The 14,556-nt window shown below is 38.5% G+C and carries 11 protein-coding genes; all 11 read left to right on the top strand.

The features are described 5' to 3' along the window. A partial coding sequence (locus VLC96_RS00850) for a sulfatase/phosphatase domain-containing protein (protein ID WP_325260145.1) occupies nucleotides 1-205 on the top strand: 205 nt, incomplete at its 5' end. Between the two features lie 282 nt (nucleotides 206-487). Beyond that, on the top strand, nucleotides 488-1,228 hold the full coding sequence (locus VLC96_RS00855) for a hypothetical protein (RefSeq protein WP_325260147.1): 741 nt from the start codon (nucleotides 488-490) through the stop codon (nucleotides 1,226-1,228). A 57-nt stretch (nucleotides 1,229-1,285) separates the two neighbouring features. After that, entirely contained in the window at nucleotides 1,286-2,779 is a 1,494-nt protein-coding gene (locus tag VLC96_RS00860) for a sulfatase family protein (protein ID WP_325260149.1), read from the top strand. Between the two features lie 909 nt (nucleotides 2,780-3,688). Next, nucleotides 3,689-6,745, top strand: a complete 3,057-nt coding sequence (locus tag VLC96_RS00865; protein WP_325260151.1) for a SusC/RagA family TonB-linked outer membrane protein — start codon at nucleotides 3,689-3,691, stop codon at nucleotides 6,743-6,745. Nucleotides 6,746-6,773: 28 nt separating this feature from the next. Then, nucleotides 6,774-8,303, top strand: coding sequence for a RagB/SusD family nutrient uptake outer membrane protein (locus VLC96_RS00870; RefSeq protein WP_325260153.1), 1,530 nt, complete (start codon nucleotides 6,774-6,776; stop codon nucleotides 8,301-8,303). 102 nt (nucleotides 8,304-8,405) lie between these two features. After that, nucleotides 8,406-10,313, top strand: a complete 1,908-nt coding sequence (locus tag VLC96_RS00875; protein WP_325260154.1) for an arylsulfatase — start codon at nucleotides 8,406-8,408, stop codon at nucleotides 10,311-10,313. Between the two features lie 60 nt (nucleotides 10,314-10,373). Next, nucleotides 10,374-10,928 (top strand): DUF1254 domain-containing protein, encoded by a 555-nt coding sequence (locus tag VLC96_RS00880; protein WP_325260155.1) that lies wholly within the window; start codon nucleotides 10,374-10,376, stop codon nucleotides 10,926-10,928. A 21-nt stretch (nucleotides 10,929-10,949) separates the two neighbouring features. Beyond that, the gene (locus VLC96_RS00885) at nucleotides 10,950-11,543 is read left to right on the top strand and encodes a DUF1214 domain-containing protein (RefSeq protein ID WP_325260156.1); all 594 of its coding nucleotides are present in this window, start codon (nucleotides 10,950-10,952) and stop codon (nucleotides 11,541-11,543) included. 441 nt (nucleotides 11,544-11,984) lie between these two features. Beyond that, nucleotides 11,985-13,247 carry a hypothetical protein gene (locus VLC96_RS00890; RefSeq protein ID WP_325260157.1) on the top strand — a complete coding sequence of 421 codons (1,263 nt, stop codon included), beginning with the start codon at nucleotides 11,985-11,987 and terminating at the stop codon, nucleotides 13,245-13,247. A 10-nt stretch (nucleotides 13,248-13,257) separates the two neighbouring features. Then, nucleotides 13,258-14,262: a glycoside hydrolase family protein gene (locus VLC96_RS00895; protein ID WP_325260158.1), complete on the top strand. Its 1,005-nt coding sequence runs from the start codon at nucleotides 13,258-13,260 to the stop codon at nucleotides 14,260-14,262. 7 nt (nucleotides 14,263-14,269) lie between these two features. Further along, nucleotides 14,270-14,556 (top strand): hypothetical protein (locus VLC96_RS00900; RefSeq protein WP_325260159.1); only part of this gene is annotated, 287 nt, incomplete at its 3' end.

Below are 14,556 nucleotides of genomic sequence, written 5' to 3' on the forward strand. Positions count from 1 at the left end.
ACGAAGCATCCGCACCGAAAGATGGAGGTACACCGAGTGGGACGAAGGCAAAGCTGGAGTAGAATTGTACGATCATCAAAACGACAATGACGAATTTACCAATCTTGCCCAAGACCCTAAATATGCTGAAACGGTAAAAGAACTTTCGGCTAGATTAAAGAAAAATTACGCTTTGAATGCTTCCAAAGCAAGCTTAAAAGGATAAGGATAAAAATATGAAATCGGCATGATTTCCCTCCAAAAATTTTAGTAACATTCCTGCAAGGTCTTTTTCGAGACCTTGTAGGTATCTTATTATCAGTATTCATATTTTGGATAATTCCTAAAAAGGCAGAAAGCTGTCTCTTAGCCCCGATTGAAGTGAAAATCATTATGTGCCGGGGTTCGGCACATAATATTGCAACGGAAAGCGGGACAACTGTTGATGAAATTTCAAATATTTCTGCTCCTAAAAATTAATATTCAACTCAGTTAATAATATCTATATATGAAAAAGCCACCCATCATTATAGGCATAGCAGGGATAAGTCTGCTTGCTTTGCTGTTTGCATTCAAAGCTATTTCAGACAAAAAGGCTGAAATAAATGCTGAAAGAATTACTGGAAGAGAAACCACATTGGCTCAAAAAGTGGAGAAATCCAACTATGATCTTGGTAAGTTGTTTTCTCAAAATAAGCTGATTGCTGTTAACAGAGAAATAAGCGCCTCTCCAGACAAAATTTATAGTGCCATAAAAGTACATGAAAAGGAAGGAGAAGGAGTGGTTTGGTTAAAAGATGTGAAATTTTCAAAAGGTGCCATCGACATTGATCTTAAAGGCAAAGATGTTTTGCAGAAAAGTTTTATCGGTATTGCTTTTCATGGCGCCGATGACAAAACTTATGACGCCGTCTATTTCAGGCCTTTCAATTTTAAAACTTCTGATTCTGTCAGACACATTCATGCCGTGCAATACATTAGCCATCCCGATTTTCCATGGAAAAAACTTCGCGACGAAAAGAATGGACTTTATGAAAAAGCCGTAACTCCTGAGCCTGATCCCAACAACTGGTTTCATGCAAGAATCGAAGTAGGGGAGAAAGAGGTAAAAGTGTTTGTTAATAATTCAGCCAAGCCATCTTTAGTAGTAAATAAACTCAATAACAGAAAAATCGGCGCAATAGGTCTATGGACTGGTGATGGTTCGGGGGGAGAATTTGCCAATCTGAGTATTGTTTCAAATGATTAACACAAAAGGAAAAGTTAAGGCGATAAATAATTAATTCTATACCAAAGAAGTATACCAATGACAAAAAACCTGATTTTAAGCACTTTAATTCTATTACAAACCACTTATCTGTTTGCGCAGAAGCCAAATGTAGTTATAATTTATGCCGATGATATTGGCTATGGCGACTTTCATTGCTACTATCCAAATAACAAACTGCAAACACCGAATGTTGATAAGCTGGCAAAGGATGGACTTCTTTTTACAAGAGCCTATACAACCGCCGCCACTTGTACGCCTTCAAGATATTCACTACTTACAGGCGAATATTCTTGGCGACAAAAAGGAATAAAGATATTGCCTGGAAATGCTCCAGCACTTATTAAATCCGGCAGGCCAACTATTGCGTCTGTTTTCAAAAATGCTGGGTATGAAACTGCTGTAGTCGGAAAGTGGCATTTGGGATTGGGAGATTCCCAAGGTCCAGATTGGAACACAACAATAAAAGAAACTCCAAATGATGTTGGTTTTAAATATTCGTTTATTTTGCCTGCTACAGGAGACAGGGTTCCAACAGTGTATATCGAAAACAGCAAAGTGGTGAATCTGGATCCGAAAGATCCAATAATTGTAGATTATAATAACAAAGTAGGTAACGAACCCATTGGCCGTGAGCATCCCGAACTGCTTAAAGTAAAGCATTCCCATGGTCATGACTATACAATCATTAATGGAGTTGGACGAATTGGTTATATGTCTGGCGGAAAAGCGGCGAGATGGGTGGACGAAGATATGGCTGATATCTTTACCAATAAAGCTGTCGGATATATCGAAAAAAATAAAGACAAACCTTTTTTTCTATATTTTGCCACTCACGACATTCACGTTCCCAGATTGCCAAATCAAAGATTTGTTGGAAAAAGCGGATTAGGGGCGAGAGGCGATGCCTTGCTTGAATTTGACTGGTCAGTGGGAGAGATATTGAAAACGCTAGAAAAGAATGGGCTGAGCAAAAACACACTGGTTATCTTAAGCAGTGATAATGGTCCTGTGGTAGATGACGGATATCAGGATCAGTCAGTGGAATTATTAGGTGACCACCATCCTGCAGGGAATCTCAGAGGAAGAAAAGGCGGCATTTTTGAAGCAGGCTCTCGTGTTCCTTTTATCTTAAGATATTCAGAAAAAGTTAAACCAGGCGTAAGCAATGCGCTGATAAGCCAAGTAGATTTAATTGCAAGTCTCAGTGCTTTGATTGGCCAAAATACGCCTAAAGAAGCTGTCGATAGTCAAAATCAACTCAATGCATTGCTTGGAAAAGACAAAGTAGGAAGAAAAGAACTAGTTACCAATTCTGTCGGATCTTATGCCATTGTAGAAGAAAGGTTTAAATACATTGCACCAACTGAAGGACAAGTTAATACAAATACAAATGCTGAACGAGGAAATAGCAACTCTCCTCAGTTGTATGATTTGACATTGGATGTTGGAGAAAAAAACAATTTGGCCGAAAAAGAACCAGAAACGGTAAAAAGACTTGAAAAGCGTTTGGCAGAGATCAGAAACAAATAGTTAACGAAAATGAAAATCTAAAATTAGAAGGACCGCGACAAATGCAGACTGCATTGTTATAATAGAGGTACTGAAAAGCAAGCGATATACTGCTGTATCTAAATTAATGGCGACTTGAACTCCTATGCGGTAAGTATTCCAATAAGCAAGGATTGATTTTTCTTCGGATACAATCAGAATTTATAAATTATCATCTCAAATTATATTCATTAGCTCATCCAAACAAGGAGTCTCATTATACTAATTATGGCTTACTTATTATGTTTCTGAAGCAAACAAGTCATTCTATATCTTAAAGAAAACATCAAACCGTTTTTATACTAATAAGGATCTTTTTCGTTAAAAATAAAACATAACTATTTGTTTTAAAATGCTATTGAATAATAGTCTCATTTTGTTTTTTTTTACTGATTAACATTTTTTTAGTAAATAGTTGGATTTTGTTTTTGATATTTAATTATCTTAACTTACATTTGTCTATAGATATAGTAGAGTTTTAAAAACAAAATTAATAGCTAATACTAAACAACTGTGAAGACTATCAAATATACCCCATTTGATCCAGCAAGAATCTTTTCATTCGATACATATTGTCGCATGTGTTGTTGCTGTTAATGTCTTCAGATTATAGCATCATAACATTTTTCTAATGTTTTATAAATAATTTATTCTGTTCTCAATAAATTATTTTAAAGGTAAGATGTATGCTTTTTTTAATAATATTCAGATAAAATAGTACTAATCAATAAGCAATAAAATGAGAAAAATAGTGTGTTGAATGTAAAATAAAAAAGCCATTTCTGCGGCAACAGAAATGGCGGGTCTAAAAAAATGTATCGTTAAACGGAAAATGAAAATTGATTGGTATCAGTTTTCAAGCTCCTTATTTATTAAACCAATAACAAAGTAATGAAAAAAATATTATATAATGTTTTATGGCTCGGTATTTTTCTAATTTCAGTCGGAATTAATGCCCAAAACACAAAGCCCCTTATCCAATCAAAACTCGAAGGAAAAGTAACTGATCAAATAACAAATGAACCAATAATTGGTGCCTCAATAAACATTAAAGGGACAACACATGCTGTGCAAACAGATCTAGAGGGAAAATTTTATTTTCAGACAGGGCAAAGATATCCCTATATTTTAATAGTAAATTATGTTGGTTATAAAACAAAAGAGGTAACTGTCGATGGATCTCCTGTTCATATTAAATTATCAGCCGATGTGCAAGAGTTGACCGACGTTCTCGTTGTCGGTTACGGTACCCAAAAGAAAAAGGATTTCACCGGCTCTTTATCATCTGTCCCAACGGAATTAAAATCATTACCTGTTTTATCGGCAGACAGACTTATTCAAGGGGGAGTCGCAGGTGCTCAGGTTACACAATCAAGCGGTCAGCCTGGTGCTGGAACTTCTATAAGAATCCGCGGAGGAACTTCAATCAATGCGGGTAATGAACCGCTTTACGTAATTGATGGTTTCCCAATGTATAATGGTAATGGAACGACCAATGCAGGCGTGACAAATGGCCCGGCAATAAATCCTCTATCGAGTCTTAATCCTTCAGAAATTGAATCGATTGATGTGTTGAAAGATGCTTCGGCTACGGCTATTTATGGATCTCGTGGTGCAAATGGAGTGGTTTTAATCACTACCAAAAGAGCCAAAAAAAGCCACTTGGCTGTTAACTATGAAGCTTATTATGGGGTTCAAAAAGTAATCAGCACAATTCCAGTGTTGAATGCAGAGGAATGGGGAGCTTTGAAAAATGATGCATTAATAGATTCAGGCAAAGCTCCGTTGTATACACCTGAACAACTTTCTGAATTGGGCGAGGGCACTGATTGGCAGGCTGAAGCATACGCAGACGCTCCGATACAAAGCCACAGCATTACGATTACTTCCGGTAATGAACAAACAAGAATTTTGGCTTCAGGAAACTATTTTAAACAAGAGGGAGTCCTTATAAATTCTGGTTTTGACCGCTTCTCTGGAAGATTTAACGTAGACCATGATTTGACCCAAAAATTCAAACTTGGTGTTAGTTTGAGCGGCAGCAAAACTCATGCAAATGTTGCTCCTTTCGCTGTGATTAACAATATACTTGGAATGGTTCCGGTTGTTCCTGTAAGGGATGAGAATGGAAATTTCACTGCAAACAGCAATTATGGTTCCCCCGTGGCAAATCCAATAGCAACGATGACCGAACAAATAAATGAAACGAATACGACGCGTTTTCTGCTTAACGGTTTTGGAGAATACAAAATTATTGACGGATTAACGGCAAAAGTAACGCTGGGAGCTGATATTATTGAGAACAAACAAAATCAATACATACCATCCACGCTTTATGAAGCCCCCGTTGGCGGAAGCGCTTCAAAAGGATCGTTGGAATCTTTCAACTGGTTGAATGAAAATACAATAAGCTATAAAAAGAAGTTTGCTGAAAATCATGCTTTTGATGTTCTTGTTGGATACACACAACAAAAAATGAATTCCGAATCATTTCAGGCCGGATCATCAAATTTTGCGAGTGATGAGTTTACCTATAACAATCTTGGGTCTGGTACCGTAATAAGCACTCCAGCTTCTAATGCTACCGAATGGGCGCTTCAGTCTTTCCTTGCCAGAGTTAACTACGGATTTGACGATCGCTATCTTTTTACTTTCACAGCCAGAGCTGATGGTTCTTCACGATTTGGCGAAAATAACAAATGGGGTACATTTCCTTCGGGAGCTTTTGCATGGAATGTGACAGGTGAAAACTTCATGAAAGGAATAAAAGAAATCAATTCATTAAAGCTTCGCCTTAGTGCGGGTTTGACTGGAAATCAGGAGATAAATCCTTATCAGTCGATAGCGAGGCTTTCCTATTTTCCTTATGTAATTGCAAATACGAAGGTAACTGGTTTTGCACCAAACAGTTTTGAAAATTCTGATCTTGGCTGGGAAACAACAACTCAATATAATGCTGGGTTGGATATTTCTGCCTTCAACAATCGCGTAAGCCTAACAGCCGACGTCTATTACAAAAAAACCGACGACTTATTATTAGAAGTGCCGATTCCTTATACCTCAGGATTAGATACAGCCTTTCAGAACTTAGGATCAGTTGAAAATAAAGGTGTTGAATTAGGTTTGAAAACATTGAATTTTGTGGGCGATTTTGAATGGACTACCAACCTTATTTTTTCTGCTAACCGCAATAAAGTATTGAGCCTGGGCAACGGAACTGATTTTTATATTCCTGTTAACCCAGCAACGCCTAACATTCCGTCGGGAATTGTAAAAGTGGGAGAACCTTTAGGATCATTCTACATGTATAAATATGATGGAGTGTTTCAGGAAGGAGATGATTTTTCAGCTTCTCCAATTGCCAATACGAAGCCTGGGACTCAAAAATTCAAAGATTTGAATCATGATGGGAAAATCACACAGGCTGATGACAGAACGATTGTAGGGAATTCTGAACCAATCTTTCTGGCAAGTTTGACGAACACTTTCCGTTACAAAAATTTTGATATCGTTCTTTTCTTTAACTCATCTTATGGAAATAAAATTTTCAACAGGTCAGCGGCCGATTATGAGTTAGGAACGGGTTTTACAGGAGCCTATGCCACATTGTTAGACCGTTGGACACCTACTAATACAGATACCAATGTCCATCGTGCTGTAGAAGATCCTGCTGTAGTATTATCCGATCGCTATGTCGAAGACGGTTCGTATCTCCGATTAAAGAGTGTCTCTGTAGGCTACACTTTGCCTAAGAAAGTATCAACCTCATTAGGGCTTTCTAATGCACGTATTTACATTGCTTCCCAAAACCCGATTACCGCAACGAGCTATTCTGGTTATGATCCAGATGTGAATCGAAACGCGCAAAACACTACTGATTCAGGAGTTGACACAGGTGTTTATCCCGGAACTAGAACAGTTTTAGGTGGCCTTAGTGTTACTTTTTGATATTTAAAAATTAAAAAAAATATTAGAAATGAAAAATATACGTATTTTACTTTTTGCTATCTCGCTTGGATTAGCATCTTGTGCTTCACTCGATGAAGACCCAAAATCATTTATCTCGCCGGACCAATTTTACAAAACAGCCAATGATGCTATAGCGGCGGTCAACGCGATCTATTATCACTTAAATCAGAATGATACTTCTGCACAGCCTATTTATAATCCGTTATATTATACCGGACTGGATTTTATGAGTGATGATGTGAGTCCCGGTCCTGGTGCTACAAATCCAGATGCTAGGTCGCTTGGAGCTTTAACTCATTCTGCATCTTTAATTCGTGGAGCAGAAAGCTGGCAGCAACATTATGCGGCTATAAATATGGCTAATGCTGCTATTGAAAGAATTCCTGGAATAGCAATGGATGAAAAATTAAAGAGCAGATTGCTTGGCGAAGCCCGCTTCTTGCGTGCTTTGTATTACTTCAATATAGTTAGACAATTTGGGGACGTGCCATTGGTATTGACCGATCAAACTCAACTTCCAATTGATGAACTTCAAGTGCAACGTGCTCCTGCAAATGAGGTTTATGCGCAAATAATCACAGATTTAAAGGAATCCGTAAACTCCTTCAAAAATGGTTCTGCTCCAGAAGTTGGACGAGCTACCGAAGGCGCAGCCAAGTCATTGTTGTCTAAAGTATATCTTACCAAGAGAGATTGGGCAAATGCTGTCGCTACAGCCGAAGAAGTCATAAATGGCAGTTATGGTTATACTTTATTAAGCGACTATTCACAGGTGTTTTTGCCAGCTTATAAAAATAGCAGCGAACATATTTTTTCGATTCAGTTTAATACGGCCGCCAATTTAAGCAACGCGCTAACCAACCGAGCTATCGCGACAGGGATACCTGGTCTCAAAGGGGTGTATGCTGATATGGTGCCTTTTTATACCAAAGGAACTGACAAATATTTCAGCATTTACAAACTATATACGCCTAAAGACAAAAGACGTAATGTAAGTTTTGTGACCAAATTCAAAAGTCCAACGAATGGGAAATGGTATGGAAAACTTTATGATGCTAAAGTTCCGGGTGATTCTATTCCTTATTTCAATAAATATTGGGATCCAAATTATGCAAGCACCGGAAAATCTGAAGCTAATGCCAATATAATTCGTTTTGCCGAAATACTATTGATTCATTCAGAAGCTGAGAATGAATTGAATGGACCAACTGCCAAAGCATATGCTTCGCTAAATAGGATAAGAAAAAGAGCGGGCTTGGCTGATCTCACGCCTGGATTGACAAAGGATCAATTCCGTGAGGCAGTTTATCTTGACAGAAGGTTAGAACTTGTTGGCGAATATCAACGAACTTTTGACCTTATTCGTGAAATTGGAAGTGAAGTTACCGGCGTTGGACCGGAAGGACGCGGCACGTTGCTTAAAAATCTCCAAGAAGCAGGAAAAACGAACGTGGCGGCAAAACATTATTTATTTCCGATTCCTCAAGTTGAAATTGAAAGAAATAAAAAACTAACCCAAAACCCTGGGTGGGAATAACGATTATTTTATCAAAAGAAATTAGATAAGTGAATTAATTTTTAATCTGAGACTCAGGTCTTTTATAATAGAAAAGGCCTGATTCTTTTAATCAAAAAAAATATGAAAAAAATCAGAAACACTAGTATCATCAAAGGTCAGGAGAAAAGGCTTTTGATTGTGGCTTTGCTAGCAGCCCAATTTGGCTTTGCGCAAAATCAGCCTAACCCCCATTACAAAGGGGTTATCGGCAAAACATTGGCCGAGTCCAAAGAATATTGGCCTGAGCCGGTAACACCTCCAAAAGGGTCTCCAAATGTGGTTTGGATTATTTTGGATGATGTTGGATTTGGTGCTTCCAGTGCTTTTGGAGGACAAATAGATACTCCTGTATTGGAGAACTTAGCCAACAACGGATTACGTTACACCAATTTTCACACCACGGCGATTTGTGCGCCTACGCGCTCGGCATTATTGACAGGAAGCAATTCCCATAAAGTGCATGTTGGAGGGTTTTCGCATATCGCAACTTCTGCTGGTTTCCCAGGATGGGACGGAAGACTGCCTGCAAAAAACGGAACCATTGCCGAGATTTTGCGTGACAGAGGATACAATACTTTTGCCGTTGGTAAATATGGCATAACTCCCGATGAAGACGCAACAGACGCAGGTCCTTTTGACAGATGGCCAACCGGAAAAGGATTCGAACACTTCTTTGGATTCTTAGGTTCTGCAACCGATCAGTACAAACCCGATTTGGTAGAAGACCAAGTACACATTACTCCAGACGGAAGACATCTTAGCGAGCAAATTACCGATAAGGCAATCAGTTATATTCAGAAACAACAAAAAGCGGCACCTGGAAAACCGTTCTTTTTGTATTATTCTCCGGCTGCTGTTCATTCTCCACATCAGGTAGAAGCAAAATGGAGTGACCAATATAAAGGAAAATTTGACGATGGATGGGACGCTTACCGCGAAAAAACACTTGCCAATCAAAAGAAATTAGGAGTTATTCCTGCCAATGCCCAATTGCCCGAGCGCAATTCGCTTATTGCTGATTGGAAAAAATTAACTCCAGACCAAAAGAAAGTCTATTCTAGATTTATGGAAGTTTATGCTGGATATTTGACTTATACCGATTATGAAATTGGAAGATTGGTTAATTATCTGAAAGAATCAAATCAATTGGAAAACACTGTTATTTTTGCCATAATTGGGGATAATGGAGCCAGTCAAGAAGGAAGGCTGCAAGGGGTTGCCACCCCAAAAACCTATGCAGAAAATGCATCAGAAGAGCAGGCATTGCAAAATAACTTAAAGGTAATCGACGAAATTGGTACACCTCAAACGAAACCTAATTATCCTATGGGATGGGCACAGGCAACCAATACTCCATTTAAATCCTGGAAACAAGATGCCAACTCAGAAGGAGGAACGCACAATCCTTTGATCGTTTATTATCCAAAAGAAATTAAAGAAAAAGGCGGAATCAGAACTCAATACAGCCACGTAATTGATGTTTTACCTACAACTCTTGATCTTTTGAAAATAAAAGCGCCTGAATCCATAAGAGGAATAAAACAAGATACCATTCAAGGATATTCGTTTTATAATTCTTTTAATGATGCTAATGTGGTTTCATCCCACAAAATTCAGCATTATTACATTTTTGGAAACAGATCTATTTACAGTGATGGTTGGAAAGCGGCAGCAGCTCATCATCCAAACTCGTTTGAATTGAACAGAATATTGGCTGATAAATCACAAACAAATCCTCTAATTCCAGATTTTGACAAAGATGTTTGGGAATTATACAACATCAATGAAGATTTCAACGAAAGAAAAGATTTGGCCAAAAAACACCCAGAAAAATTAGCCGAACTGAAAAAACTGTTTGATGAGCAGGCAAAGAAAAATAACCTGTATCCATTAATAGACTGGTCTGATGTTCGTTTAAAAAGAATACACAAAACCAAAGCTGAGGAAGAAAAAGCTGCCGCAGAATTAACGGCCAAAGGAACTAAGTAATAACCATTTCAAAGCTGCCTAATGCGAATTTGGCAGCTTTGATATTTAATAAGCCAGACTATGTCAACAACAAAAAACATATTTAAAAAAGGCATCTTTGGACTAGTTGTCATTTTGACTGGGGTAGTTTTTTATTATGCCACAATTTGGGCTACGCCTTATTACGTTCAAAATAGATTTGCCTCAAAAAACGCTGAATATATTAACATTCCACGATTTGGAGAACAGCCAAATGCCGAAAACAGCAGAGTTGTCCCCTTGCCAAACCCAGATTTTTTATATTCTACCATCAATTATGATTTAAAAGATGAGGTGCTGAAAATTTCAGGCATTGTTCCGGATTCGACTTATTGGTCTATTTCTGCATATCAGGAAAACACAACGAATTATTTTGTTGAAAATGAAGAAAAGGTAAAAGCCAAATTCGAGTATTATTTGGCTCCTGAAGGAAGCACGGCAGCAGTATTAAAAAATATTCCGAAGGAGAAAATCATTTACAGTCCAACAACAAAAGGCTTAATTCTGTTTCGTTATTTGGTTTCAAAAGCGTATCCGGTACAAAAACTTTCCGAATTGCAACATGGCGTTACCGTCGAAAAGTTAGCGAAGCAATAAATTAACTAAAAAATAAACGAAATGGCTTTAAATCAAAAAATAAAAAAGATAGCCCTTGGTTTGGCTTTGGTCATACTAGCGGGAATTTTAGGAAGCGGAATCGGTTTTTACAATATTAAATCCGGAAAAAATAGTTCACAACGCACCATTGGCAGTTGGCAAACTGTTGATAAGGACAAAGATCTCAACACAGCCGATTTGTTGACAGTAGCCCAAGTGGCGGTTTACGGGACTTATGCTTTGACTAAAAAAGAAGTGATCTACTTAAGCGCAAGCACCGATAGTGATGGAAACGCAATAGACACTAAATCGGATTATGTGATTAGCGGAAAAAAATTGGACGCTAAATATTGGAGCATCACAGCTTATGACGAAAATGGTTTTTTGATTAAAAACCCAATCAACAAATACGGTTATAATCAGGAAAACGTAAAATATGAGGCCGATAGCACTTCGTATAAAATCAATTTGTCAGCTTCAGAAAAAGCCGAGAATTGGCTTCCGATAACGAATGTCAAAAAAGCAAGTTTAGTCATTCGCTTGTATTTGCCATCTGAGGAACTTCGAAATAATTTGACGGCTGAAACGCTTCCTGTAATTAAGAAGATAAAATAGCGCAGATAATAAAAAAGAATAGACTCGGTATTAAATCCAGATTTCTCTGTAGGTTCTAAAAAAAATACGTAGCTATTTGGACAACCAGAATGATTGAAACTCCAGCATATCACGCTAGTTTGTCATTCCGAGGAACGAGGAATCTCAACAGCAGGGAACGTACTTCAGCCGAATACTGAATGCGATTCCTCGTTCCTCGGAATGACAAAACTGTGCTGTGAGATAGAATTAATCTGCAAAATCTGTGGGCTAAATTTAGCTCGCAGATTCAGCAGATTGAGCAGATTCTTTGATTCGGAAGCATGGTCATTTGAACCGCTTAATTCTGTCTGACTCTTTTTATGCCATACCATAAAAATCTGCTCAATCTGCTGAATCTGCGTGGGAAAAAAACAATAGCCCCAATGCCGTTTAGGGTTAAATACAAACAAGAAAAAATACATGAAATCAAAATATTCATTCATTGTGGCTTCGCTGTTATCCGGTCTCACAGCAATAAGCCAAAACAAGCAGGAAGCCGATTTTAATGGCAAGGAACTGTTTTCAACTGTCCAAAAATATGTTTCGCTTGGCGAACACAGAACTGGAACACCAACGGATTTGGCTACTTCGGATTGGTTGGGCAAGGAACTGGCTTCTTATGGATATAACGTAAAATACCAAGAAGTTCCTATTCGGCAGTTCTTTCCGGAGAAAGTGTCGCTGTCTAGCGGAAAGGATATTATAAAAGCTTTTCCGTTATGGTGGGTTGACGAGAAAGCAAACCGGAATGTGACTGGCGCTTTAGTTGATGCAGGCAATGCTGAAGCGCAATACAAAAGCAATATCGCACTAATTCATTTGCCGTTAAAACAACAAAGAGCCAATCCAAAAACGTATATCGATTCGATTATTAATCTGGGCGTTAAAGGAATCGTCGCCATTACCGATAATCAGTCTGGCGAAATAGAAGCATACAATACCAACAAAGAACAAGAACCATGGAAAGTCCCAATTATTTTAATAGCACCCAAAGACAGTGCAAAGGCATTGGCTTTTGTAAAAAACGGCAAACCGGTAAACTTGGCCATTAATGGCACTTTTAAAGATGTAAAAGGTCGCAATGTGTATGGCACAATTGGTAAGGGCGATAAGTATATTGTAGTTTCAACGCCCATCAGCGGTTGGTTTACTTGCGGCGGAGAGCGTGGTTCGGGTATCGCTGTCTGGCTTTCATTGGCCAAATGGGCCGCTTCTCAAAAATCGAATTATACCTTTGTGTTTACGGGTAATTCAGGCCATGAACATGCTTTTAAGGGAGCGCACGAATTTTTGGAACAAAATGCACCGCCAGTAGAAAAAACGCACTTATGGATTCACTTCGGTGCGGGAGCAGCAACTTTGGAATACAAAAACACTGCCTCAGGATTAGTCAAACAAACCAATGTTGATCCAAAACGGAGATTCTTCTATAACGATCCGGTAAATAAATCATTCAATAATGCATTTGCCCCAATCAATGCGGTGAAGGTTTTGGCTAATGAAAATCCAGGTGGAGAACTTGTTTATGTAGCCAAAAAAGGATACAAAAGATTTGCAGGAGTTTCGTATGCTCATCCTTTTTTTCATGTAAAAACAGATGATGCCACTACCACCTCTCCTGAAATTTTGGAAGAGACGGCAAGGGCTTTTAAAGATTTTATTGAAGAAGACACTAAATTGTAAAACGAAAAAAATGAAAATACACAGCTTAATTTTAATCCTTTTAGTAACTATATCTGTTGAGGCTCAGGAGAAAATCAGTTTTAAGCGATTCGATACAAATCCAATTATTACTCCAGCTATGCTTGGCGCTGACGGCGAGGATATCAATGGGCCTTCGCTCATTAAAGTTCCTGAATGGTTACCTAACAAATTGGGAAAATATTACCTGTATTTTGCGCATCATCAGGGCAAATACATCAGATTGGCTTATGCCGATGATTTAAAAGGACCCTGGAAAATATATCAGCCCGGCAGTTTGAAAACGACTGACTGTCGCTGTCAAGAGGCTGCAGGAAAGGCAAATTCGGAAAATAAAGGGGAAGTTTATCTTTCGAATGCGCATATTGCTTCGCCGGATGTTCACATTGATGAGGCCAATAAACGTCTGGTACTGTACTTTCATTGCCCGTTGAGTCACGAAGGCAAAAAAGGGCAGTATTCGCTAAGGGCAACTTCTGTTGATGGTATCCATTTTAATGCAGATACAACTGTTTTAGGGGAGTCGTATTTTAGAGTTTTTGACTGGAAAGGAACCCGTTATGCCGTAGCCAGAGCAGGTCAATTCTACCGTTCAAAAGATGGAGGTTTGACATTTAAGGAAGGCCCCAACCCATTTGATAAAATTCAGAACAAGCAAAATTACCTCCGACATTCAGCCCTAAAAGTGGAAGGTGATAATTTATTGGTTTTCTACTCCAAAATAGGCGACAAACCAGAGAGTATTCTGCTCTCTAAAATTAAACTGACAGATAATTGGAATGACTGGACGCCCACTGCTCCGGTTATTGTTGCCGAACCAGCAAAAGATTATGAAGGTGTCAAGCTGCCAATTAAAGCTTCAGATGCGGGTTCCTATTATGGATTGGCACGTGAACTTCGCGATCCTGCCTTTTTTGAAGAGAAAGGCAAATGGTACTTGCTTTATAGCGTGGGCGGTGAAAATGGGATTGGTATTGGAGAATTAAGTTTAAAATAAGGAGACAATGAATATATCCAATTCTTCACGACGATCGTTTTTAAAAATTGCCGGAATGGGAGCTGTTTTACCGCTGGTTCCTTCAGCAATGACCGTTTTGCCCGATTTCCATACAGAGTCAACTTCCGGAAATAAGCTGTTGGTGGCTGAAATTAAAGTCTATACAGTAAAAGTTAACCAAAGAGGAAGCTGGTATTTCGTTGAACTGATTACCAATAAAGGGTTATCCGGATTTGGTGAAGCTTCGCATGCCTTTGGAAATTCCGCTGACGGGGAAAAAAACCTGCAAAAAGA

This window comes from Flavobacterium sp. (genome assembly GCF_035456085.1).
In the GTDB taxonomy this organism is placed as follows: domain Bacteria; phylum Bacteroidota; class Bacteroidia; order Flavobacteriales; family Flavobacteriaceae; genus Flavobacterium.

Excerpts from the sequence above, each read along its gene's own strand:
- VLC96_RS00855 (WP_325260147.1), top strand. The coding sequence starts at position 488 with ATGAAAAAGCCACCCATCATTATAGGCATAGCAGGGATAAGTCTGCTT.
- VLC96_RS00860 (WP_325260149.1), top strand. The coding sequence starts at position 1,286 with ATGACAAAAAACCTGATTTTAAGCACTTTAATTCTATTACAAACCACT.
- VLC96_RS00865 (WP_325260151.1), top strand. The coding sequence starts at position 3,689 with ATGAAAAAAATATTATATAATGTTTTATGGCTCGGTATTTTTCTAATT.
- VLC96_RS00870 (WP_325260153.1), top strand. The coding sequence starts at position 6,774 with ATGAAAAATATACGTATTTTACTTTTTGCTATCTCGCTTGGATTAGCA.
- VLC96_RS00875 (WP_325260154.1), top strand. The coding sequence starts at position 8,406 with ATGAAAAAAATCAGAAACACTAGTATCATCAAAGGTCAGGAGAAAAGG.
- VLC96_RS00880 (WP_325260155.1), top strand. The coding sequence starts at position 10,374 with ATGTCAACAACAAAAAACATATTTAAAAAAGGCATCTTTGGACTAGTT.
- VLC96_RS00885 (WP_325260156.1), top strand. The coding sequence starts at position 10,950 with ATGGCTTTAAATCAAAAAATAAAAAAGATAGCCCTTGGTTTGGCTTTG.
- VLC96_RS00890 (WP_325260157.1), top strand. The coding sequence starts at position 11,985 with ATGAAATCAAAATATTCATTCATTGTGGCTTCGCTGTTATCCGGTCTC.
- VLC96_RS00895 (WP_325260158.1), top strand. The coding sequence starts at position 13,258 with ATGAAAATACACAGCTTAATTTTAATCCTTTTAGTAACTATATCTGTT.